This window comes from Planomonospora antibiotica, assembly GCF_014647955.1.
Lineage (GTDB): Bacteria > Actinomycetota > Actinomycetes > Streptosporangiales > Streptosporangiaceae > Planomonospora > Planomonospora parontospora.
Genome location: NZ_BMQE01000028.1, coordinates 34,591 through 54,163, shown reverse-complemented (window position 1 = coordinate 54,163; position 19,573 = coordinate 34,591). Strand labels below are relative to the sequence as shown.

The 19,573-nt window shown below is 69.1% G+C and carries 16 protein-coding genes, 1 tRNA gene and 1 pseudogene; 7 read left to right on the top strand and 11 right to left on the bottom strand.

The genetic code is table 11. From position 1 onward, the window contains the following. Window positions 1-36: 36 nt before the first annotated feature. The 5 genes from IEZ06_RS23500 to IEZ06_RS23480 form a co-directional block, all read right to left on the bottom strand. A complete protein-coding gene (locus IEZ06_RS23500; RefSeq protein WP_189238852.1) occupies window positions 37-1,467 on the bottom strand; it encodes a DHA2 family efflux MFS transporter permease subunit in 1,431 nt (476 codons plus the stop codon). A 224-nt stretch (window positions 1,468-1,691) separates the two neighbouring features. Then, window positions 1,692-2,978, bottom strand: a complete 1,287-nt coding sequence (locus IEZ06_RS23495; RefSeq protein WP_189238851.1) for an ABC1 kinase family protein — start codon at window positions 2,976-2,978, stop codon at window positions 1,692-1,694. A gap of 2 nt (window positions 2,979-2,980) precedes the next feature. Continuing rightward, window positions 2,981-3,658: a hypothetical protein gene (locus tag IEZ06_RS23490; RefSeq protein WP_189238850.1), complete on the bottom strand. Its 678-nt coding sequence runs from the start codon at window positions 3,656-3,658 to the stop codon at window positions 2,981-2,983. A 68-nt stretch (window positions 3,659-3,726) separates the two neighbouring features. Then, window positions 3,727-4,464 carry a DUF6073 family protein gene (locus IEZ06_RS23485; RefSeq protein ID WP_189238849.1) on the bottom strand — a complete coding sequence of 246 codons (738 nt, stop codon included), beginning with the start codon at window positions 4,462-4,464 and terminating at the stop codon, window positions 3,727-3,729. Between the two features lie 57 nt (window positions 4,465-4,521). After that, complete coding sequence (locus tag IEZ06_RS23480) at window positions 4,522-4,965, bottom strand: hypothetical protein (protein WP_189238848.1); 444 nt, start codon at window positions 4,963-4,965, stop codon at window positions 4,522-4,524. 317 nt (window positions 4,966-5,282) lie between these two features. Between IEZ06_RS23480 and IEZ06_RS23475 the strand changes: the two genes are divergently transcribed. Beyond that, window positions 5,283-5,374: transfer RNA gene (locus IEZ06_RS23475), tRNA-OTHER, on the top strand. A 43-nt stretch (window positions 5,375-5,417) separates the two neighbouring features. Next, complete coding sequence (selB, locus tag IEZ06_RS23470; protein WP_189238847.1) at window positions 5,418-7,181, top strand: selenocysteine-specific translation elongation factor; 1,764 nt, start codon at window positions 5,418-5,420, stop codon at window positions 7,179-7,181. Window positions 7,182-7,196: 15 nt separating this feature from the next. Here selB and IEZ06_RS23465 read toward each other — a convergent pair. After that, window positions 7,197-8,087: pseudogene (locus IEZ06_RS23465) on the bottom strand (IS5 family transposase). A gap of 218 nt (window positions 8,088-8,305) precedes the next feature. Between IEZ06_RS23465 and IEZ06_RS23460 the strand changes: the two are divergent. The 4 genes from IEZ06_RS23460 to IEZ06_RS23445 all read left to right on the top strand — a co-directional run bounded on the left by IEZ06_RS23460 (window position 8,306) and on the right by IEZ06_RS23445 (window position 12,297). Next, complete coding sequence (locus IEZ06_RS23460; RefSeq protein ID WP_203872139.1) at window positions 8,306-9,832, top strand: FAD/NAD(P)-binding protein; 1,527 nt, start codon at window positions 8,306-8,308, stop codon at window positions 9,830-9,832. Between the two features lie 137 nt (window positions 9,833-9,969). Further along, window positions 9,970-10,410 (top strand): hypothetical protein, encoded by a 441-nt coding sequence (locus IEZ06_RS23455; RefSeq protein WP_189238845.1) that lies wholly within the window; start codon window positions 9,970-9,972, stop codon window positions 10,408-10,410. A gap of 55 nt (window positions 10,411-10,465) precedes the next feature. Then, window positions 10,466-12,097 carry an MFS transporter gene (locus IEZ06_RS23450; RefSeq protein WP_189238844.1) on the top strand — a complete coding sequence of 544 codons (1,632 nt, stop codon included), beginning with the start codon at window positions 10,466-10,468 and terminating at the stop codon, window positions 12,095-12,097. 38 nt (window positions 12,098-12,135) lie between these two features. Further along, on the top strand, window positions 12,136-12,297 hold the full coding sequence (locus IEZ06_RS23445; protein WP_203872140.1) for a hypothetical protein: 162 nt from the start codon (window positions 12,136-12,138) through the stop codon (window positions 12,295-12,297). 56 nt (window positions 12,298-12,353) lie between these two features. Here IEZ06_RS23445 and selA read toward each other — a convergent pair whose 3' ends face one another. The 4 genes from selA to IEZ06_RS23425 all read right to left on the bottom strand — a co-directional run bounded on the left by selA (window position 12,354) and on the right by IEZ06_RS23425 (window position 16,500). Next, complete coding sequence (gene selA, locus IEZ06_RS23440) at window positions 12,354-13,709, bottom strand: L-seryl-tRNA(Sec) selenium transferase (protein ID WP_203872141.1); 1,356 nt, start codon at window positions 13,707-13,709, stop codon at window positions 12,354-12,356. Between the two features lie 64 nt (window positions 13,710-13,773). Beyond that, window positions 13,774-14,847, bottom strand: a complete 1,074-nt coding sequence (selD, locus tag IEZ06_RS23435) for a selenide, water dikinase SelD (protein ID WP_189238842.1) — start codon at window positions 14,845-14,847, stop codon at window positions 13,774-13,776. 93 nt (window positions 14,848-14,940) lie between these two features. After that, window positions 14,941-15,492: a carboxymuconolactone decarboxylase family protein gene (locus IEZ06_RS23430; RefSeq protein WP_189238841.1), complete on the bottom strand. Its 552-nt coding sequence runs from the start codon at window positions 15,490-15,492 to the stop codon at window positions 14,941-14,943. A 321-nt stretch (window positions 15,493-15,813) separates the two neighbouring features. Then, window positions 15,814-16,500 carry a winged helix-turn-helix transcriptional regulator gene (locus IEZ06_RS23425; protein WP_189238840.1) on the bottom strand — a complete coding sequence of 229 codons (687 nt, stop codon included), beginning with the start codon at window positions 16,498-16,500 and terminating at the stop codon, window positions 15,814-15,816. 112 nt (window positions 16,501-16,612) lie between these two features. Between IEZ06_RS23425 and IEZ06_RS23420 the strand changes: the two genes are divergently transcribed. Further along, entirely contained in the window at window positions 16,613-17,182 is a 570-nt protein-coding gene (locus tag IEZ06_RS23420) for a carboxymuconolactone decarboxylase family protein (RefSeq protein ID WP_189238839.1), read from the top strand. A 90-nt stretch (window positions 17,183-17,272) separates the two neighbouring features. On the opposite strand, the gene IEZ06_RS23415 is transcribed toward IEZ06_RS23420, so the two are convergent. Next, window positions 17,273-19,543, bottom strand: a complete 2,271-nt coding sequence (locus tag IEZ06_RS23415) for an ATP-dependent Clp protease ATP-binding subunit (protein WP_189238838.1) — start codon at window positions 19,541-19,543, stop codon at window positions 17,273-17,275. Window positions 19,544-19,573: the final 30 nt, after the last annotated feature.

Genomic DNA, 19,573 nt, shown 5'->3' with positions numbered 1-19,573 from the left:
CGATGAGATTGGGTGGAGCATGGGGCGACCAGCGGTTCATGGGGCCAGGGGCGTCATCTGCGGGGACGGGGGACGGGAAGGGCGTGACCTGAGCAGCAGGCAGGCCAGTGCCGCCAGCAGCGCCACAGCGGCGAGGACGATCAGAGCAGGGCGCGCCGCCGCCGTGAAGGCACCGGCGAGGACTGCGTCCGCCCCTTCGTGCCGTCCACTCGCCACCGTCTCGCGGACGGCGGGTCCGGTCTGGAGGATCACACCCACGAGCGTCACGCCGAGCAGGCCGGCGAGCTGCCGTCCGGTGTTGAGCACGCCTGAGGCGGCGGGCACGAGAGCTGCGGGCAGACCGCGGACGGCCTCGGTGCTCGCCGGTGCCATCACCAGCCCTACGCCGGCTCCGACCAGGGCCGAGGGCAGTGCGAGTCCGAGGACGGGGACCGACGGTGAGATCAGGAGGGCGAACCAGGCGACGCCGGCCGCCATCGCAGCGAAACCGGCCATGATGATCCGGCCGCCGCCCACCCGGTCGGTCAGCCATCCCGCCAAGGGTGAGAGCAGTCCCGCCATGACCGCCATGGGCAGCAGGATCAGACCGGCGTCGATCGCGCTGCCTGCCTGGGCCCTTTGGACGTGCAGGGTGATGACCAGCATCAGTCCGAGCATCACGACGAACTGGACGCAGGCGAGCCAGCCCGCCACGACGAAGGAGCGATACCGGAACAGGCCGAGTGGCAGGACCGGGGCCGCCGCCCTGCGCTCCCACCAGGCGAACGCGCACAGAAGCAGAAGGCCTGCGGTGAGGACCGACGGAATGGTGACGGGCCCGGCGACCGTACCCCACCCGTACCGCTCCCCCTCCACGAGACCGTAGGTGATCGCGCCCAGCCCCGCCGTCACCAGCGCGACGCCGCCCCAGTCCAAGCCCTGGTGATGATCGGGCCGAATGCCGGGCACGTACCGCAGGGCCATGGCCAGGGCCAGGAGGCAGATCGGCACGTTGATGAGAAACGCCCACCGCCAACCCCACGCGGTGATGATCGCTCCCCCTCCGACAGGGCCGACGATCGCTGCCAGCGCCATGGTGGCGCTGACCACTCCCAAGGCCGCCCCGCGGCGATTCTCCGGGAACATCAGGGCGACCAAGGTCAGGCTCTGGGGAACGATCAGCGCTCCACCGATTCCCTGCGCGACGCGGGCGATGATGAGCTGCTCCGGTGAGGCGGCCAGGCCGCAGGCGAAGGAGGCCGATCCGAACAGGATCAGGCCTGCGATCAGCAGGGGCCGAGGGCCCACGATGCCGCCCGCCCGGCCGGCCGTGATGAGGAGCGCGGCGTACACCAGGACGAATCCGTTGACGACCCACAGCACCTGCTCCAAGCTGGCGCCCAGTCCCCGCATCAGGTCGGGAACCATGACCTGGATGATCGTCGTGTCCACCATGACCACGAAAGCGGTCAAGCAGAGTGCGACCACTGGAAACCCGATATTTGGCTTTTTATCCAGTGAGGGCTGGGCAGACATGCGAAACTCCCAGATCATGGGGATCGGGTTTTTACGGGAAGGAATCCGATATCCAGAAAACGACCGATAACTTTATAAAAGTATAGTTATCGTCTCTTTTCATCCTTAACATGTCAAGAGCGAATCGGGTTGACGCCGCCAGCCAGATCGCCTGTCCGGTGTGCGGCGCCTCGACGTCACGTCGGAGACTCGATAGCGGCCGTCAGCAGTCCCTGCATGACGTACGGAGCGGCCTCGAGCTGGAAGTCCATCGCGGGATGGAACCTGCGCACCGTCCCCTCCAAGGACAGCAGGCACAGCAGGGGGAAGACGAACTCCGGCTCGGCGAAGAGCCGGTGCCGCCGCTGCAGATCGAAGATCTGCACCGCGAAAGCCGCCAGATCGAAGTCCCGCGCCACAGCGCCCGCATTCCGCACGACGAGCTCGGCCAAATCGCTGCGGAACCGCCCGATGTCCGCATTCTTTTCGACGCGACGCACCGTGGACAGCAGGATTTCGGCGCAGGACTCGCCGTTCCCTTGAATCATTCCGGCGAAGAAACGAGTGAAGCTGGTCCGCGCCATATCGCTCATCCGGAAAACGAATCCGGCGTCGAGGATCACCACCTTCCCGTCGCGGCGGAAGTACACGTTGCCCTGATGCAGGTCGACGTGGATGAATCCCTCGACGAAGAGCATGTGATAAACGGCGCGCACCAGGGCCGCCACGCCCGCCTCCCGTGTCTCGGAGGGGAGACGGCCGATCAGCGAACGGTCGAGGCCGTCGATGAACTCCATGGTGACGACCCCATCGGCGCAGGCGGCAGCGTACGCCTCGGGGACCACGGTCCCGGGTACCTCCGCCAGGACCGAGCGCAGACGACGGAGATTCACCGCTTCCCTGGAGAAGTCCAGCTGCCCGATGAGGCAGTCGCCCATCTGCCCGGCGATGTTGGCCAAGGGAACCCGGCGGAGGGCTGGGACGCGTTCGGCGATACGCGCCATGAACCGGAACATCGCGATGTCGGCCGCGAACGTCCGGGCGATGTCCGGACGCCGCACCTTGATCGCCGCAGGAGCACCGTCCAGATCCACCCTGTAGACGCATGCGATCGATCCGCTGGCCACCGGCGGCCGGGTCAGGGCCTGCAGGAACCCCCGCGGCGGCTCATCGAAGGCCGACTGCGCGGCCCGTAGAGCCTGCGATGAGCTCATCGGCTCGACACGGTCGTGCAACCGGCCGAGCGCCTCGGCCATCTGTTCCCCCACCAGGTCGACCCGTGTCGCCAGCAGCTGGCCCGCTTTCAGGAACGCGCCACCGAGCCGTTCGGGCAGCCGGGCGGCTTCGGCCGCCAGACGCTCACCCCGGTGTTCCCGGGGTGACACCGCCGCGATCAGCAGCAGGCGGGCAAGCGTGCGGGAGCCGTGGACGATCAGGTGCAGCGTGCGCCGGCACAACAGCCACGGCGAGGGCCGACTCTGCATGGTCACTCCTGCCAGGTGTGCAACCGCTGCTCCACCGTGTCGCGGAGCGACTGCGGCTCGGCATCGAACGCCTCGTGGGATATCGGCAGCGCCGGGCTCGTACGGATGAAGTCCGTACGGTGGCCGCTCTGCAGTCTCGCCACGCTGAGCCGCCTGGGCAGCCAGTCCTCTTCGGCGCTCCCCTGCTCCACCACCTCCCAGCGCCTGACCTCCTGGTCGCCGTGGTGGACCGTCCGGCAGACCACCAGGCCCTGGCGCGGCGTGAGGAGTTCGTTCACCCGCAGCCCGGCCGGGCCGGTATAGCACCGCGTCACGGTGCGGCCCGGTGTTCCGGAAACCGGGGACACGCCCGGATCGGCTGGGACGAGGCGGAGCGCGGGGTGCGGCCACGCCATGAGGTCGAGGTAGCCGATGTCGGTGAGCGGCAGGCAGTCGAATGCGAGCCGGTCCACCACCTGGATCGGCTTTCTCATCGTGGGAAGGTAGGTGTGGATCCGGCAGGCCGGAAGGTCGGGGTCCTCGTCGATCCACACGTACGTGCCGAAGAGGACATCGGGTTTCAGCACGAAGAGCGCGGTCACGGCGCTCACGCGACCTGCAGGACCCGAGAAGCGGCGCGCGAACACGTACCGCATCGGGTTCTGCCCGATGGTCGCCTCGACGCTGAAGGCGTAGGACACGAGCCGGCCCGCGCGAAAGTTCGCCCGAGCCGGCCCGGCAACACGCACGTCATTCATCGCCTTGGCGCCTAGGCGAGCACTCTGGCGAGCTCGGCCGGCACCACCGCGCTGGCGATCGGAACGTGGTGGAGCAACGCCCCGATCTCGATGTCGGCGGCGATCAGCTCACCGACGCGACGTCCTTCGCCGTCGTACAGCGTGTAGGACTTGGATGTGCGCGACACGTCCCCGATCGGCGGGACCATCGCGACCCGCGACTCCAGACGGACCACCTGGTCGCCGGTGTCAACGGTCGTGCCGAGCTGCTCTACCTCGAACCGAGGATAGATCATGGTGATACAGTCCTTGATCGGCATCACCGAGCCGTCATCGGGCGCGGGACTCGGCTTGACCCGCGCTCCTTCCGCCTTGCCGGGCGAGTTCGACACCTTGACCTGCCCGAAGATCTCGCTGTGCCCGGTCACCTGAAGCGACAGGAACTGCGCGGTGATCGTGGAGCTGGCCCAGTCGAGGGCGGTGCCCTCGGCTGCGTGGGGGTCGTGGCGACGATAGATCGCCATGCCGTGGAGGTCGACGATGTCCTCACCGAGTCCGTCGATGCGCACGTGAATGCGCTCGCGGACGGTGAAGGACTCGAGGGCCGACGGTGTCAGCGTGTACGGGCGGATCGGGTACAGGTTGCCCGGTCCTCCCCACGCGGACTCGTGACCCTTGACAACCTCCGCCGGCGAGAGCGTCGCGCCGTCGATGCCGGCCGCGATGCCCCTGTCGAGGAGCTGTCTGAGGATTCCCTGTGGTTCGCTCACAGTTCAACCTTTCGAGTGAGAGCGATGGAGCGTGGTCGCCTTCAGTGCGGCACCCGCTTAATCGGCGAGTGACGCCATGAGGGCATCGAGCGAGTCGATGACGTGCGCGAAGTCGACTGTCCGCTCGCGGATCTTGGTCTGGTCGACCGTCTGGTCGCCCAGTTCGATCGCGAGCACCTCGATCAGGCGATCGAGGTTGTTGTAGGCGATGCTCACCGGGAAGTGCTGGAGCGGCGTCGCGAAGCGGGGGTCGGCCGGAGGAGCGCCGGACTCCAGAACCCCCGTGGACCCGCTCGTCTCGCGCCATGCACGCTCGACCGTGAGGTCGTAGGCGTGAAACGGGCCGAGGTAGTGCGGCTTCCAGCGGCGACGCAACTCGTTCGCGGAAATCCTCCTTTCCAGGTAGTCCACCGCCGCGGGGACGAACTGCTCCCGGTAGTCGGCGAGCAGGGGGCGAACGTCCGGAGACGCTGTCGACAGCTGACTGTCAGCGATGGTCATCTCTCTCTCCCAACCTGGGCTCTTGGCTGATCAGAACGCCTCTAGAGCGGAGCCGACCGGCTCCTGTCCGCTCAAGTCGCCGGACCCGGCGAAGCACTGGCTCGCAATGCCGAGCCTCAACGCACTCATAGTGGACTACTTTAAACTCATATAGTCAACACCTTGAGCGTGATGGACTCGCACAACCCCTCGCGGTGATCCGTTGTCAACAAATTCCCTTTTGAATAGGGACGTCAGAGCTCCGCTCACTTCGGAATGAGAAGATCTTGATCCTCATATCATTGACATCCGGCTACAGATATCGTTAGTTAGCTCTTGGAGGCGTTGGGTGCCTGGTGGCCCTCCCGGTCTACAAAACCGATGGGGCGGCGTTGACGTCGCTGGCGGGTTCGATTCCCGTTCGCCTCCGCTACAGATCGTCGCGTCATTCCTCAAGCGATGGGAAAGTGCGCATGCACGTAGTCGCGACCGCAGGGCACGTCGACCACGGCAAGTCCACGCTCGTACGGGCCTTGACCGGCATAGAGCCGGACCGGTGGGCGGAGGAGCGCCGACGCGGCATGACCATCGACCTGGGTTTCGCATGGACGGCGCTGCCCTCGGGCCGGGAACTCGCCTTCGTCGACGTTCCCGGCCACGAGCGCTTCGTGAGCAACATGCTCGCCGGCATCGGCCCGGTGCCCGCCGTCATGATGGTGGTCGCCGCGGACGAGGGCTGGATGCCGCAGTCGGCTGAGCATCTCGCCGTGATCGACGCGCTGGGGCTCGGCCACGGACTGCTCGTCGTCACACGATGCGATCGCGAGGACCCCGAGCTCGCCATCGAGGAGGCCCAGTCGGAGATCACCCAGACCTGCCTCGGCCAGGTGGAGGCCGTCGCCGTCAGCGGCAAGACCGGCGAAGGCATCGGCGACCTCGTCAAAGCACTGGAGCGACTCGTCGACTCCCTTCCTCCGCCATCGGCCGACGGGCCCGTCCGGCTGTGGATCGACCGTGCCTTCACCATCAAGGGCATGGGCACGGTCGTCACCGGCACGCTGCCCAGCGGCACCGTGACGATCGGCGACGAACTGGTCCTGATCCCCTCCGGCCGTCGAGTACGGGTCCGCGGCCTGGAGTCGCTGAAGAGGCGGGTCGATTCCGTCTCCGGCGTCGCCCGCGTGGCGATGAACCTCAAAGGCGTCGAACTGGGCGATGTCGCGCGGGGCATGGCGCTCGTGACTCCGGACAGGTGGAACAGCACGAAGACACTCGACGTGCGGCTGCGCGGCGCGACCGCGGGAGAGCTGGCGCGGGAGTGCATCCTGCACATGGGCTCGACTGCGACAGCGGTGAGGGTGCGCAGGCTCGGCACGGACACGGCACGGCTGACGCTCTCCGCTCCCCTGCCTCTTCGTGTGGGCGATCGCGCCATCATCCGAGAACCGGGCTCCCGGCGCGTCGCAGGACTCACCGTGCTCGACGTACGGCCACCCTCGCTCAGCCGCCGTGGTGCCGCCGCAGCCGCCGCCCGTGAACTGGCCGACTGGCCCGACCCGCCCACCGGCGGCGTGCTGCTGCGCAGACACGGGTTCCTCACGCAGGACGACCTGACCGTCATGGGCTGCGAGCCCGCCGGCCAAAGAGTGTCCGGTGACTGGCTGGTGGACGCGGAGCACTGGAAATCGCTGGGCACCGATCTGTCCCGAGCCGTGAGCGAGTACGCCGAGCGCAACCCCCTCGCTCCGGGATTTCCCGTCGAGTCCGCCAGGCAACTGCTGCGTCTGCCCGACCGGCGCCTGGTGGAGGCCCTGGTACGGCCTCCCCTGCAGTTGAAGGCCAACCGGATCCACAAGACGGCCGCCGCACCCGAACTCCCCGCCCCGGTCGCCGCAGCGGTGCGCCGTCTGGAGGAGGAACTGAAGAGCACTCCCTTCAGGGCGCCGGAGGCCGGCCGTCTCGCAGAACTGGGCCTGCACTCCAAAGCGGTGATCGCCGCAGCACGAGCGGGTGCACTGATCAGGCTCGCCGAGGGCGTCGTCCTGCCTGCCGGCGCCGAGGACCGTGCCGTCCAGATCCTCAGCCGGATCTCGCAGCCCTTCACCGCGAGCGAGGCCAGAAGCGCTCTCGACACCTCCCGGCGCGTCGTCATCCCTTTGCTCGAGTACCTGGACAGTCGAGGCCACACCGTACGGGTGGACTCCAGCACCCGCAGGATGAAAGCCCACAGCGACTAAGGCCTGTCCTGTGAATCACGAGAGCCAGTCCAAGGTCGCGACCAGCAGGATCTGGCAGCGGTAGATGACCGCGCGCTTGGCGTACCGGGAGGCCGGCGCGCGGTACCGCTTCAGGCGCGCGATCGCGCGCTCGACCACGTTGCGCCGCTTGTAGATCTCCGGATCGAAGGCGTACGGCCGGCCGCCCCGCGAACCCCGGCTCCGGCGATGGGCCAACTGGTCGGCCTTCTCCTCAGATCGTGGCGGCGATCCGCCGGCGGCGCAGGTAGCGGCGGGTGGCACGGGCGCTGTAGGCCTTGTCGGCGATCACCCGAAACCACCAACCCGCCGGCCGCGGGTAGCCGACGGGCGGACGGACCTGATCCGGCAAGGGGATAAGCCGCGGGTTGTCCCCGGCCTGACCGGGCGTGAGGATCACCGCCAGGACCCGGCAGCAGGCATCCACCGCCAGGTGCGGCTTGCTGCTCAGGCCGCCCCGGGAGCGGCCCGGCGCCTCGCCGTCGACGGCCGCCACCGCCGCGCCGGAGGCGCCGATGGATGCGGTGCCCCCTTTTCCCGGGCACCGGCGGCATGCTGGTGCGCCCGGGTGACGGTGGAGTCGACCGCCACCTCGTACACCGCATCGTCCAGGCCGTCCTCACCGGCATGAACCGTGGTTTTGACGTGCTCGAAGATCCGCTCCCAGGTGCCGTCGGCACTCCACCGGCGCAGCCGCTCGTGCAGCGTCTTCCACGGCCCGTACCGATCCGGGACGTCCCGCCAGGGCGCCCCGGTGCGGGCCTGCCACACGATCCCGTTGATCACCTGCCTGTGGTCGCGCCACTGCCAGCCCTGACGGCCGCCTTGCGGCAGCAGCGGCTTGATCTGCTCCCACTGCTGATCGGTGAGTTCCCCTCGGTGCACCATGCCTACGACATCGGTGACCCGGCTGAACTTCTGAGAGGAAGATTCACAGGACAGGCCTTAGTACCGGGAGGAACGGTCCTGTTTCATGGCTGATCGCTACAGAATGGGCGATTCACTGACATGCAAGCAGAATCCAAGCGCGGGCGCCCATGATGGCGGCGACCGCCCAGTGATCACCGGGCGGTGTGGACCGTCCGCCCCTCCGCGAGGAACCCGCTTTGCCTGCCGCCCAGCACGACGCCCTCACCCCTCGTCTCATCGGCTCTCCCGTCTGGGACGACCGCATGGTCCACGAGGCGGGCATCCCGGTCTTCGACACGCCACTGGTCTCGGTCGGCGGCGGGTTCGGCTCCTTCACCCTGGTCGACGTGCTGCGGATCTGCGGAGTGCCGACCTCCTCGATCCGGGTGGTCTCCAACAGTGACACCCCCTGGCAGACCTGGGAGTACCTCACCCGAGTGTCGCAGCTTCCGCCGCAGGAGCGCATCCGCTCCGACGCGGGGGCCCGCCCCGACAACATCTGGGGCTTCCCTTCCTACGCCCTGCATGAGGCCTTGCAGGACCGCTCGCCGAGGCTGCTGTGGCATGTCCTGGTGGAGCCGCTCCTCACCGACTTCTTCAGCCCCAGGGCCGCGACGGTCTTCGCCACGGTCAAGCGCGAGGCCGACCGCATCGCGTACTGGGACATGCTGGTCAAGGGACAGGTGCGGATGGTCCGCCGCCGGGCCGGCGGCGGCTACTTCACGCTCTTCACCCCTCCCGCCGGCACGGGGCCGGGCCGGCGGGTGGCGTGCCGCTCCCGGTACGTCCACCTCGCGGTCGGCTACCCGGGCCTCAAGTTCCTGGAGGACTTGCAGTGCTTCCGGGAGGAGTACGACGACTACCACCGCGTCGTCAACGCCTACGAGCCGCACGAGCACGTCTACGAGTTCCTCAAGACGCGGCCGGGCACGGTGGTGGTCCGGGGCGCCGGGATCGTCGCCTCCCGCGTGCTGCAGCGCCTCATGGACGACCGGGAGCGGTACGGCCTGCAGACGCAGATCGTGCACCTGTTCCGCACGTTCGTGGCCGGACCGCACGGGGCCGGTCCGTGGATGCGGCGCGACGGCGGCGACGGCTGGGCCTACCAGGCGTTCACCTTCCCCAAGTCCGCCTTCGGCGGGCAGCTGAAGGAGCGGTTCCGGCAGGCCCGCGGCGAGGAGCGCACGGCCCTGTACAAGACCGTGGGCGGCACCACCACGCCGAAGCTGCGCCGCTGGCAGGAGCAGCTGCGCCAAGGTCGGGCGGGCGGCTGGTACCGCCCCCTCCAGGCGACGGTCCACAAGGTGGAGCCCACCCCGGACGGCCGGCTGGCCAGCTTCACCAGCAGTGCCGACGGGGTTTCCGGTCGCCACGTCTCGGACTTCGTCATCGACTGCACCGGGCTGGAGGCCGACATGCCCGAGCACCGCGTCCTGGCCGACCTGCTGGAGCACGGCGGCGCCCGGCGCAACGGCGCGGGCCGCCTGACGGTCGGAGAGAGCTTCGAGGTGACCGGCACAGAGAACGGGGACGGCGTGCTCTACGCCTCCGGCGCGGCCACGGCGGGCAACCACTTCCCCGCGGTGGACAGCTTCCTGGGCATGCAGACCGCCGCGCTCGACATCGCCGCGGACCTGGCCCGACGCGGGTTCTGCGCCCGGCTCACCTCCGCCAGGTCGGTCGGCCAGTGGCTGCGCTGGGCCGCCGGCCGCCCCCCGGTCTGACCCCGCCTCCTCTCCGCCCGCACCGCGAGCGGAACGGCCGATCGACGGCTCCTTCCCGGACCGGTCGGCCGTCCCTCGCCGCCGACCGGCCGTTCCGCTCTGTCCACCACGCCCCGTCCCGAAAGGAGCCGCCCGCTGTGATCCCCACCCTCGCCGGTCGCCTGCAGACCCGGATCTTCCTGCTCGCCACCGTCGGCGTGGTCCTGACGGCGTTGGTCGTGCCGGTGCTGCCGGGCACCTCCGGCTCCCTGGCGGAGACGTACCGGACCGCCTACCTGATCCTGCTCGCGGTCGCCGTCGCGGGCCTGGGCTGGGAGCTGCTCTACCACCTGCTGATGCAGTTCCGCTGGGACAAGGACTGGCCGACGCTCTTCGGCCTGCTCACGAGCGTCCCCGAGGGCCTGCTCATGTGGGTCCTGCTCGAGGCGGGGCTGGTCCCCGGCATCGGCGGCCCCGTCGCCTTCTCGACGTTCGCCGCCATGTTCACCCTCGTCTGGCTGGGCCAGTGGCTGTTCGCGAACGGCCCGATGCGGGTGCTCTCCGTCCAGTGGCGGCTGCGCGGCGGCCGCCTGTTCTGACGGCGCGCCAAGCGCCTCCACACCATCCGACCGATCGACGTCTTCGAGGACACCGATGAGAACACGTGCCGTGGGCGGCATCGACTTCGCCCACCCGCTGGCCTTCTGGACCGGTTTCGCCGCCTGCGTGGCGGGAGTGGCCCTGCACCTGCCGATGTACGCCCACGCCTCCCACATGGGCTACCGCATGGCGGGCATGCCCATGGACGCCCCGATGATGATCGGCATGGGCCTGATCGTCGCCGGGCTGGCGGTGACCGCCTACGGCCTGGTCCCGCGCGGCCTGAAGGAGGCGCGGCGGGCCGGCGAGGTCCGCGTCCGCGCCACGGGCGACGGCCGGCTCCGCCCCGCGCACCTGGGACTGATCGCCGTGATGACGGCCGCGGTGACCATCGACGCGATGAAGCCGATCACGCTGGCGTTCGTCGCGCCGGGCATGGGCGCCGAATACGGGCTCAAGTCGGCCCTCAACCCCGACGGTGACCTGCCCGTCGCGCTCCTGCCCCTGTTCGGGCTCACCGGCACGGTCCTCGGATCGTTCCTGTGGGGCTGGCTGGGCGACCGCATCGGGCGCCGGGCGGCCATCCTGCTGGCCGGGGTGATGTTCGTGACCACCGCGATCTGCGGGGCGATGCCGTCCTTCGCCTGGAACCTGGTGATGTGCCTGATGATGGGGCTCGCCGCCGGCGGCATGCTACCCATCACCTTCTCGCTGCTGGCCGAGACGATCCCGGGCCGGCACCGCGGGTGGATCATGGTGCTCATCGGCGGCAACCTCGCCCTGGCCTACGTCCTGACGAGCTGGTTGTCGTCGGAGCTCATCCCCGCCTACTCCTGGCGGGCGCTGTGGCTGCTGGGCATGCCCACCGGGGTGCTGCTCATCCTGCTGAACCGCTGGATCCCCGAGTCGCCGCGTTTCCTGCTGGCCCATGGGCGCGAGACCGAGGCACGGGCGATCATGTCGAAGTACGCGGCCGAGGCGGAGATCGTGATCGAGGCCGAGACGTCCTCCGAGGACCGGGCGGCCGGCGACGGCGGCGGATACGGCCCGCTGTTCCGCAGGCCGTTCGCCGGACTGACCGTTGCGGTGGTGATCCTGGGGCTGAGCATCGGCCTGGTCACCTACGGCTTCCAGCTGTGGATCCCCTCCAACCTGCAGAAGCTCGGCCTCGACCAGCAGACGGCCGACCGGGCGTTGCGCGACTCGGCTCTGCTGGGGCTCCCGCTGGTCTTCGTCGCCGCCGCGATGTACGGGCTGTGGAGCGCGAAGAAGACCATCCTCGTGCTGACCGCCCTGGTGGCCGGCGCCCTGCTGGCCTTCTTCTCCGCCGGTGAGTCCCTGGTGCGGGACGACACCTGGCTGTACGTGCTGCTGGCCGGGCCGATCGTCGGCACCGCCACGATCTCGGCCGTACTGGCGGCCTACAGCTCGGAGATCTACCCGACCCGGGTCCGCTCCCGGGGGTCGGGCCTGTCGGCGGGGGTGGGCAAGTTCGGCGGCGTCGCCGTCACCGCCGTCCTGGTGGCGGGGGTCGCGGTTCCCTCGATCGGCGCCACCGCGCTCCTCGGCGCGGTCCCGCTGGTCCTGGCCGTCGTCGCGGTCGTCTTCTTCGGGGTCGAGACCCGGGCCGGGGCCTTACCGAGCGGCGGCCCTCTGCGGTCTCAGGTGTCCGCCGAGGACGTCTGAGACCCCACCGGCGACCCCCGCGAGGTCGTCATCGACCTTTGTCCGGCGCCCATATCTGGGACGCCTCCTCGGCGGCCGCCCTGGACGCCGTGCAGACCAGGTACGCCGCCCGCGGCAAGAAGGTCACCGTCATCGACCTCAACGAGCCCAGCGCCCGCCTGCACGGCAACCTCGGTGGCCAGCTGTCCGGCGGCCACTGACGACGACCGGGCGCACGGCACTGTCAACGACTGGCGATCTCGTCCCTCGTTCCGTGTCAGGCGTCGGTCGCCAGCGCGTCCCGCAGAATCCGCAGCAGCCGCGCGTCCTCCTCCGGGGGCACCGTACGAAGGTCCACCAGGACACGCCCCTTCTCCGCGCGTGCGATGACGGGCGGATCCGCAGTGCGGAGCCCGGCCACGAACGCCGTCTCGCTCATGGGTTGAGGGTCGATCTCGACGAGCACGCTCGGCAGGTGCTCTCCCGGCAGGCTGCCGCCTCCCACGACACCCGCGCCTTCCCGTAAGGAGGCGGCCCGACCGAGCCCGTCCGCCAGCTGCTCGGCGCGGATCCGGAGATCCTGCGGGGACAGGTTGAGCATCCGCCATATCGGGAGTTCCTCCAGCCGGCCCGACAGATGAGACAGCAGGGTCGCCTCCAGGGCGGCGAGGGTCAGCTTGTCGATGCGCACCGCGCGTGCCACGGGATGGCGCGCCAGCCGCTGCACGAGATCGGAACGTCCCACGATGAGTCCCGCCTGAGGACCGCCGAAGAGTTTGTCGCCGGAGAAGACCGCCAGGTCCACCTCGGCTCTGAGACTGTCCTCGAGCGTGGGCTCGTCCCCCATCTGCCCGCGCAGAAGGCCTGAGCCGATGTCGTGCAGGAGCGGGACACCGGTCTTCCTGGCCAGGTCGACGAGATCGGTCAGCGGCGGCTGGGCGGTGAATCCCTCGATGCGGTAGTTGGACGGGTGGACCACCATCAGCAGGGCCGTTCGTTCGCTGATCGCGTCGATGTAGTCGGACAGGTGCGTCCGGTTGGTCGAACCCACTTCGACGAGTTTCACCCCGGCGGCCTCCATGATGGCCGGGATGCGGAACTCCCCTCCGATCTCGACCAGCTCGCCCCGGGACACGACGACCTCCCGGTCACGTGCCAGGGCGTTCAGCGCGAGCAACAACGCCGCGGCGGCGTTGTTGACCGCGAGGCAGGCAGGGGCACCGGTGAGTTCCCGGAGGAGCAGGTTGGCAGTGGTCCCCCGCTTCCCGCGCCCTCCGGTCTGCAGGTCGAACTCCACGGTGGAGTAGCCCGCCGCGGCGGTGACGGCCTCGCGGGCCGCGTCCGACAGCGGTGCCCGGCCGAGGTTGGTGTGCAGCACCACTCCGGTGGTGTTGATGACCGCGCGGACCCGCCCCGAGGTGAGCGCGGTGACCGAGGTCGTCACCGTCTGCGCGATGTCGTCCAGCGAGGGCAGGGGCTGCCCCTCGGCCAGGCCCTCGCGTGCGAGGTCCAGCGCCCGTCTGGCCACCTCCGTCACGAGTGGCCGCCCGCAGGCGTGCATCTGCTCGGTGATCCAGGGGTGTGCGAGGACGACGTCCATCTTGGGCAGGGCACGACGCGGGTCGCCATTCATCGCCTTCACCTCCGGCCGGGCCGAAACCATCTTGAGCTTGATCTGTCGGTCCGCTGGAGAACCGCTAGGACTCCGCGTCCGCTCGTACGGTGATGCGGCCGGCCGGACCGTCGACGATCCTCCCGACCGTCACCGCGGGAACCCCGCGCCGGTACAGGCGTTCCATGAGGTCGTCCGCCGGTGCGGGCGCGGCGATGAGCAGGCCGCCTGATGTCTGGGCGTCGTGGAGGAGGACGGAGACCTCGTCGTCGAGCGAGGGGTCGATCCGTACCCAGCGCGTCAGGAAGTCCATGTTCGCCCGGGTGCCGCCCGAGACGAATCCCTTGCCTGCGAGTTCCCGGGCGTCCGGCAGGAAGGGCACGCGATCGGCGTCCACCTCGGCCGCGACCCCACTGGCCGTCAGCATCCTGCGCAGGTGCCCCAGGAGGCCGAATCCGGTCACGTCGGTGGCGGCCCGCGCTCCGGCCTCGACCGCGACGTCGCTCGCAGCGGCGTTGAGCGACGTCATCGACTTCACGGCCTCCGCCACCGCGGCGGGGTCGGCGGCGTCGTGTTTCAGCGCCGTGACCACGACCCCCGTCCCGATCGGTTTGGTCAGGATCAGTTGATCGCCGACGTTCGCCTGGTCGATGGTGAGCAGGCGTGTGGGATCGGCCATTCCCAGCACGGCCATCCCGTACTTGGGGACCGGATCGGCGATCGTGTGCCCGCCGACGACCGCGCATCCGGCCGAGCCAGCGACGGCCGCAGCGCCTTTCATGACCTGGGTGAGCATTTCGATGGGCAGGCCATCGCCGGGCCAGGCCGCCAGATTGAGCGCGAGGATCGGCCGGCCTCCCATGGCGTAGACGTCGGACAGGGCGTTCGCCGCCGCGATGCGGCCCCAGTCGTAAGGGTCGTCCACGATAGGGGTGAAGAAGTCCGTGGTCAGGATCAGCGCCTGCGTGTCGTTCAACCGCAGGACCGCGGCGTCGTCGCCTTCGGGGAGCCCGACGAGAAGATCGGTGCCGGACGCCGGAGTCATCGGACCGAACCCGTTCATCAGCTGCTCGAGGGAGGATTGGGGGAGCTTGCAGGCACAGCCGGCGCCGGGCGACAGAGAGGTGAGGCGGACGGCGTGCCGAGTCGTTTCGGTCATCGCACTCCCTTCCAGGTGCTCATCACGGGTTCGGACGACCGGGGCCGCTCGGCCGCACGGGCGGCAGGCCGAGCGACCGCCGCACGATCGGCGCTAGTGGCCGGTCGCGCACATCCGGTAGCCGTCATTGATGATCATCTGGGCCATCCCCACGTAGGCGGCGGGGTCGGTGGGAACGATGGCGGCCAGGCCGTCGCAGTAGCGGTTGAACATGCAGAAGGCCGCCGCGATGAGGACCGTGTCGTGGATCTCCGTGTCGGTGGCGCCGGCCTGGCGAGCGGTGTCCACCATGGTCTCGGTGACCTCGTGCCCGCCGCGCTGCGTGGCGCCCGCGATCGCGAGCAGTGCCTTGAGCTTCGGCGAGACCGGAGCGCTGTCGAGGTCGTTGATGGCCTTGTCCACCAGGGTCCGTCCGCCGTCCATCTGGGCGGCGCTGACCTCGGAGTGGGTGGAGCTGCAGAAGGTGCAGTCGTTCAGAACCGAGACGTAGGCGGCGATGAGCTCCCGCTCGCCCCGGCTGAGCGAGTGGGGATTACGCAGGAGCACCTCGGCGAGCTCGCCCAGGGGACGGCCTGTCTCGGGACGGTACTGGAACAGGCCAGGGGTTCCAGGAGCGAGCTCAGGGGGCATGGCGATGTGCGGCATGGTCTCTCCTACGGAGGTGGGTGCAGGACCCTCGGAGCCGCCGTAGCCGACCGTGAAACGGCGTCGCAGCGCTTACCAGCAGGTTCTTCTCACGACGTCTACTACGGGGCGGTTTTGTACCAGCTCCCCAAAGTAGACAACTTTAGAGATATATAGTCAAGCGTTGCACCGTGGATGAGATGCGGGTTCAATGGACACGACGCCGACCCGGCCAGTACAGGAAGAACCAGGGCCGACATGGACTCAGGTCTTCACATGCCCGACAGTGAAGCCGGGGCCGCCCCAGAGCGCCCCTACGTTATTGAGAAGTCGTTTGCCCGGTCAGTACGCGCCGGCGGCGCTGAGGGGCGCCTCCCCTGCCGCGGGGATCAGCCCGAGGAGTGCGCTGGATCGCATGATGGCGTCCGGATCGCCGGAAAGCGTGAGCCTCCCCGAGGCGAGGGCCTCGAAGGGGCTCAGACGCTTGGCCCCGATCTCGACGAAGGTCTTGGCGTCGGTCCGCGCCACCATCGAGCACGGACCGGTGGCCGGGCCTTCGACGGCGCGAGGGACGCCTTGGTCGACGCTGATGTGGAACACGACCTCGTCGACATGAAATTCGTATACCTCGTCGACATCAGGCGTCCGGTCGGGATCGATCATGGCCTGGACGGCCAGGAACCCCCAATGCGGCCGCACCTCCTGACCGTCGTCCGGCGCGCCGAGGAACGACATCCCCCAACGGGCCAGCATCAGGACGGGGTCCCGGAGCCGCCGGCCGATCTCGGTCAGCTCATAGCCCTGGTCCCTGGACGCCGGCTTGGTGAGCACACCCATCTCGACGAGGCTTTTGAGCCTCTCAGCGAGGAGGTTCGTACCGATGCCGGGCAGTTCGGCGAGAAGCTCGCCGTACCGCCGGGGCCCCAGGAGCAGCTCGCGGATGATGAGCAGCGTCCAACGCTCGCCCACGACGTCGAGGGCCGACGCCAGGCCGCAGTACTGACCGTAGTTCCGGCGAACGTGGCTCATGCCGACCTCCTCATCTTCTCTCTACTTTAATTCTAGATAGTGTTTGAATACAACCCTTCAATTCCTACCGGGAGCGGATATGACCCAAGCGCCTGGTGTGCGGGTGCCTGTGGTGAGCGAGACGGCCGCGGCGGGCGCCACCGCCGCCCTGTACGGGGAGATGCGGACCCATTTCGGGTTCGGTCTCGTGCCCGACGTCTTCAAGCTGGTGAGTACCCGCCCGAGCTATCTGAAGGTCTTCTGGGACGGATACCGGTCGGTTTTCGATGAGGGCTTCCTGGATCGCGAGGTCAAGGAGCTCATCGCCGCCTTCGTGGCGCGGGAGGTCTCCTGCGGCTACTGCGTCGACGCCCATGTCCTCTTCCTGGACATGATCGGTGCCGATCCTCGCCTGGCAGCCTGCCTGGAGGTCTCCGACATCGATGACATGCCCGTTTCCGCAGCCACGCGGGAACTGCTCCGTCTGGCCCGCCGGATCACTCACGAGGCGTATCGCACGGGCCAGGCCGATTTCGACCGGCTCAAGGAGTCCGGGTGGGGCGACGACCAGATCCTGGAGGCGATCTGGACCGCATGCCAGTTCAACTGGGTGACGCGCATGGTCAACGCCGCCGGACTGGTGGCCTTGGGGCAGCTCGGCGAGCCGGGTCTGGCCGGCAGCGCTCCCGGGGCGGGGGGATAGGCGCCAGAGGCGGGTCCCGGCGTGCTCCCGCCCGGGACCCGGGGCACCGGCCGCCGGCGCGTCGTCACAGAGCCCGTGGCGGCATGCCGCTCACGTAACCGCAATGAACGTGAGAGCAGGCCGGTCGCTCCCTGCGGCGTCCACGACCACTGTCCGGCCGGGCCGGAGGCGGTCCGTCAGGATCAGCTCCGACAGGGGATCGTCGAGCTCCCGCTGCACGGTCCGGCGTAGCGGACGGGCCCCCAGCGCGGGGTCGTGGCACCACTGTGCCAGCAGGCGGCGGGCAGCGGCCGTCACCTGCAGGGTGACGTCTCTGCCTTCGTGGAGCCGCCTCTCCAGCCGGGCGATCTCGAGGTCGACGATCGCGGTCATGTCCACCGCCGTCAGCGGACTGAACACCACGACATCGTCCACACGGTTGAGGAACTCCGGGCGCAGGTGCCCCCGCAGCTCGCCGTCGACGACGGAACGCATCCAGCCGCCTTCGGCGTCGTGAGTGAATCCCGTCGGCACGCCGGAGGCGATGCCCCGGGCGCCGAGATTGGTGGTCATGATGAGGACGGCGTTGCTGAAGTCGGCGGTACGGCCCTGCCCGTCGGCGAGCCGCCCTTCCTCCAGGGTGTGCAGGAGCACATCGAGCACGTCGGGATGCGCCTTGTCCATGTCGTCGAACAGGACCACGGAGAAAGGCCTCCGCCGCACCTGCTCGGTGAGCTGCCCGCCGTCGTCATGGCCCAGGTATCCGGGTGGCGCGCCGTACAAGCGCACCGCCGAGTGCTTCTCCGCGTACTCGCTCATGTCGATCCGGATCAGCGCGTCGTCGTCACCGAAGAGGAAGCCGGCCAGAGCCCTCGCCAGTTCCGTCTTCCCCACCCCCGGGGGGCCGGTGAAGAGGAAGGATCCCACCGGCCGGTTCGGATCGGCGATCCCGGCCCTGGTCCGGCGGATCGCGCGCGCCAGCACCCTGATCGCGGCGTCCTGCCCGATCACCCTCCCCCGCAGCTCGTTCTCCATCTCTCGCAGGCGCGTCGTCTCCTCGGCGGTCAACCGGGAGAGGGGAATCCCGGTACCGGCCGCTACCACCTCCGCCACGAGTTCCCCGGTGACCGGAACCGGAATCCCGTCTTGGGACGGACCGGCCAGGGACCGGATCCGGGCCAGCGCCCCGGCCTCGTCCAGGACGTCGATCGCCTTGTCCGGCAGGAACCGGGCCGTGACGTAGCGGTCGGTCAGGTGGACCGCGGCCGCCAGGGCGTCATCGGTGAACGTCACACCGTGGTGCGCCTCGTAGTGGTCGCGTAGCCCCTTGAGGATCGCGATCGTGGCCGCAGGGGTGGGAGGTTCCAGGCGAATCGGCTGGAACCTGCGTTCCAGCGCACGATCCTTCTCGATGTGCCGGCGGTACTCCTCCGGTGTGGTGGCGCCGATGGTGCGTAGTTCACCGCGGGCCAGCATCGGCTTCATGATCGCCGCGGCGTCGAGGGCGCCGTCCGCCCCGCCGGCGCCGACGAGGGTGTGCAGCTCATCGATGAACAAGACGATGTTCCCGTCGGCCGCAGCCTCCTGGACGACCGTCCGCAGGCGTTCTTCGAAGTCGCCCCGGTACCGGGTGCCCGCGACCAGCGAGCCGAGGTCGAGCGCGTACAGGCGCTTGTCCTTGAGCTCGTCCGGTACCTCGCCGTTCACGATCCGCTGTGCCACGGCCTCCACGAGCGCGCTCTTCCCCACTCCGGGTTCTCCCAGCAGGACGGGGTTGTTCTTCGTGCGGCGCAGGAGCACCTGCAGCAGCCGGTCCAGTTCGGTGCCGCGTCCGATCACCGGGTCCAGTTCCCCCGCCCGGGCTGCCTCGGTCAGATTGCGGCCGAAGCGTTCCAGCAGGAGGTCGGCCGGCCTGATCGGGCCTGCGACGGCATGGACCGCCTGGGGGGCCTGGTCGAGCAGGGTCTCGAGGATGCGCTCGCGGATGTGGGCCGGATCGGCCCCCATGCCGGACAGCACCTGGACGGCGGCGTCCTCCTCGACGGCGAGCATGCCGAGCAGGATGTGCTCGGTGTCGACATGGTCACGGCCGAGCCTCCGGGCCTCGGCCGATGACCTGTCGAGCAACTCGACCGTGCGGGCGCTCAGCGGGATCCGGCCGGCCGAGGACTGCTGGCCGCGTCCCACGATCTTCTCCACCTGCTGGTGCACGGTGTCGAGCTCGATGTGCAGGTCCTTCAGCAACGTACCCGCCAGACCGTCGGTCTGGACCAGGCCGAGGAGGATGTGCTCGGTTCCGATGGCATTGTGGTTGAACATCCTGGCCTCCTCCTGGGCCAGGACGAGAACCTGCCGGACGCGACCGCTGAGCTGGTCCACCATCTTCGCTCCTCGTTCGAGCCCCGAGGGCGG

Excerpts from the sequence above, each read along its gene's own strand:
- IEZ06_RS23495 (WP_189238851.1), bottom strand. The coding sequence starts at position 2,978 with ATGCAGAGTCGGCCCTCGCCGTGGCTGTTGTGCCGGCGCACGCTGCAC.
- selD (WP_189238842.1), bottom strand. The coding sequence starts at position 14,847 with ATGACCGAAACGACTCGGCACGCCGTCCGCCTCACCTCTCTGTCGCCC.
- selA (WP_203872141.1), bottom strand. The coding sequence starts at position 13,709 with ATGAATGGCGACCCGCGTCGTGCCCTGCCCAAGATGGACGTCGTCCTC.
- selB (WP_189238847.1), top strand. The coding sequence starts at position 5,418 with ATGCACGTAGTCGCGACCGCAGGGCACGTCGACCACGGCAAGTCCACG.
- IEZ06_RS23480 (WP_189238848.1), bottom strand. The coding sequence starts at position 4,965 with ATGACCATCGCTGACAGTCAGCTGTCGACAGCGTCTCCGGACGTTCGC.
- IEZ06_RS23430 (WP_189238841.1), bottom strand. The coding sequence starts at position 15,492 with ATGCCGCACATCGCCATGCCCCCTGAGCTCGCTCCTGGAACCCCTGGC.
- IEZ06_RS23450 (WP_189238844.1), top strand. The coding sequence starts at position 10,466 with ATGAGAACACGTGCCGTGGGCGGCATCGACTTCGCCCACCCGCTGGCC.
- IEZ06_RS23425 (WP_189238840.1), bottom strand. The coding sequence starts at position 16,500 with ATGAGCCACGTTCGCCGGAACTACGGTCAGTACTGCGGCCTGGCGTCG.
- IEZ06_RS23415 (WP_189238838.1), bottom strand. The coding sequence starts at position 19,543 with ATGGTGGACCAGCTCAGCGGTCGCGTCCGGCAGGTTCTCGTCCTGGCC.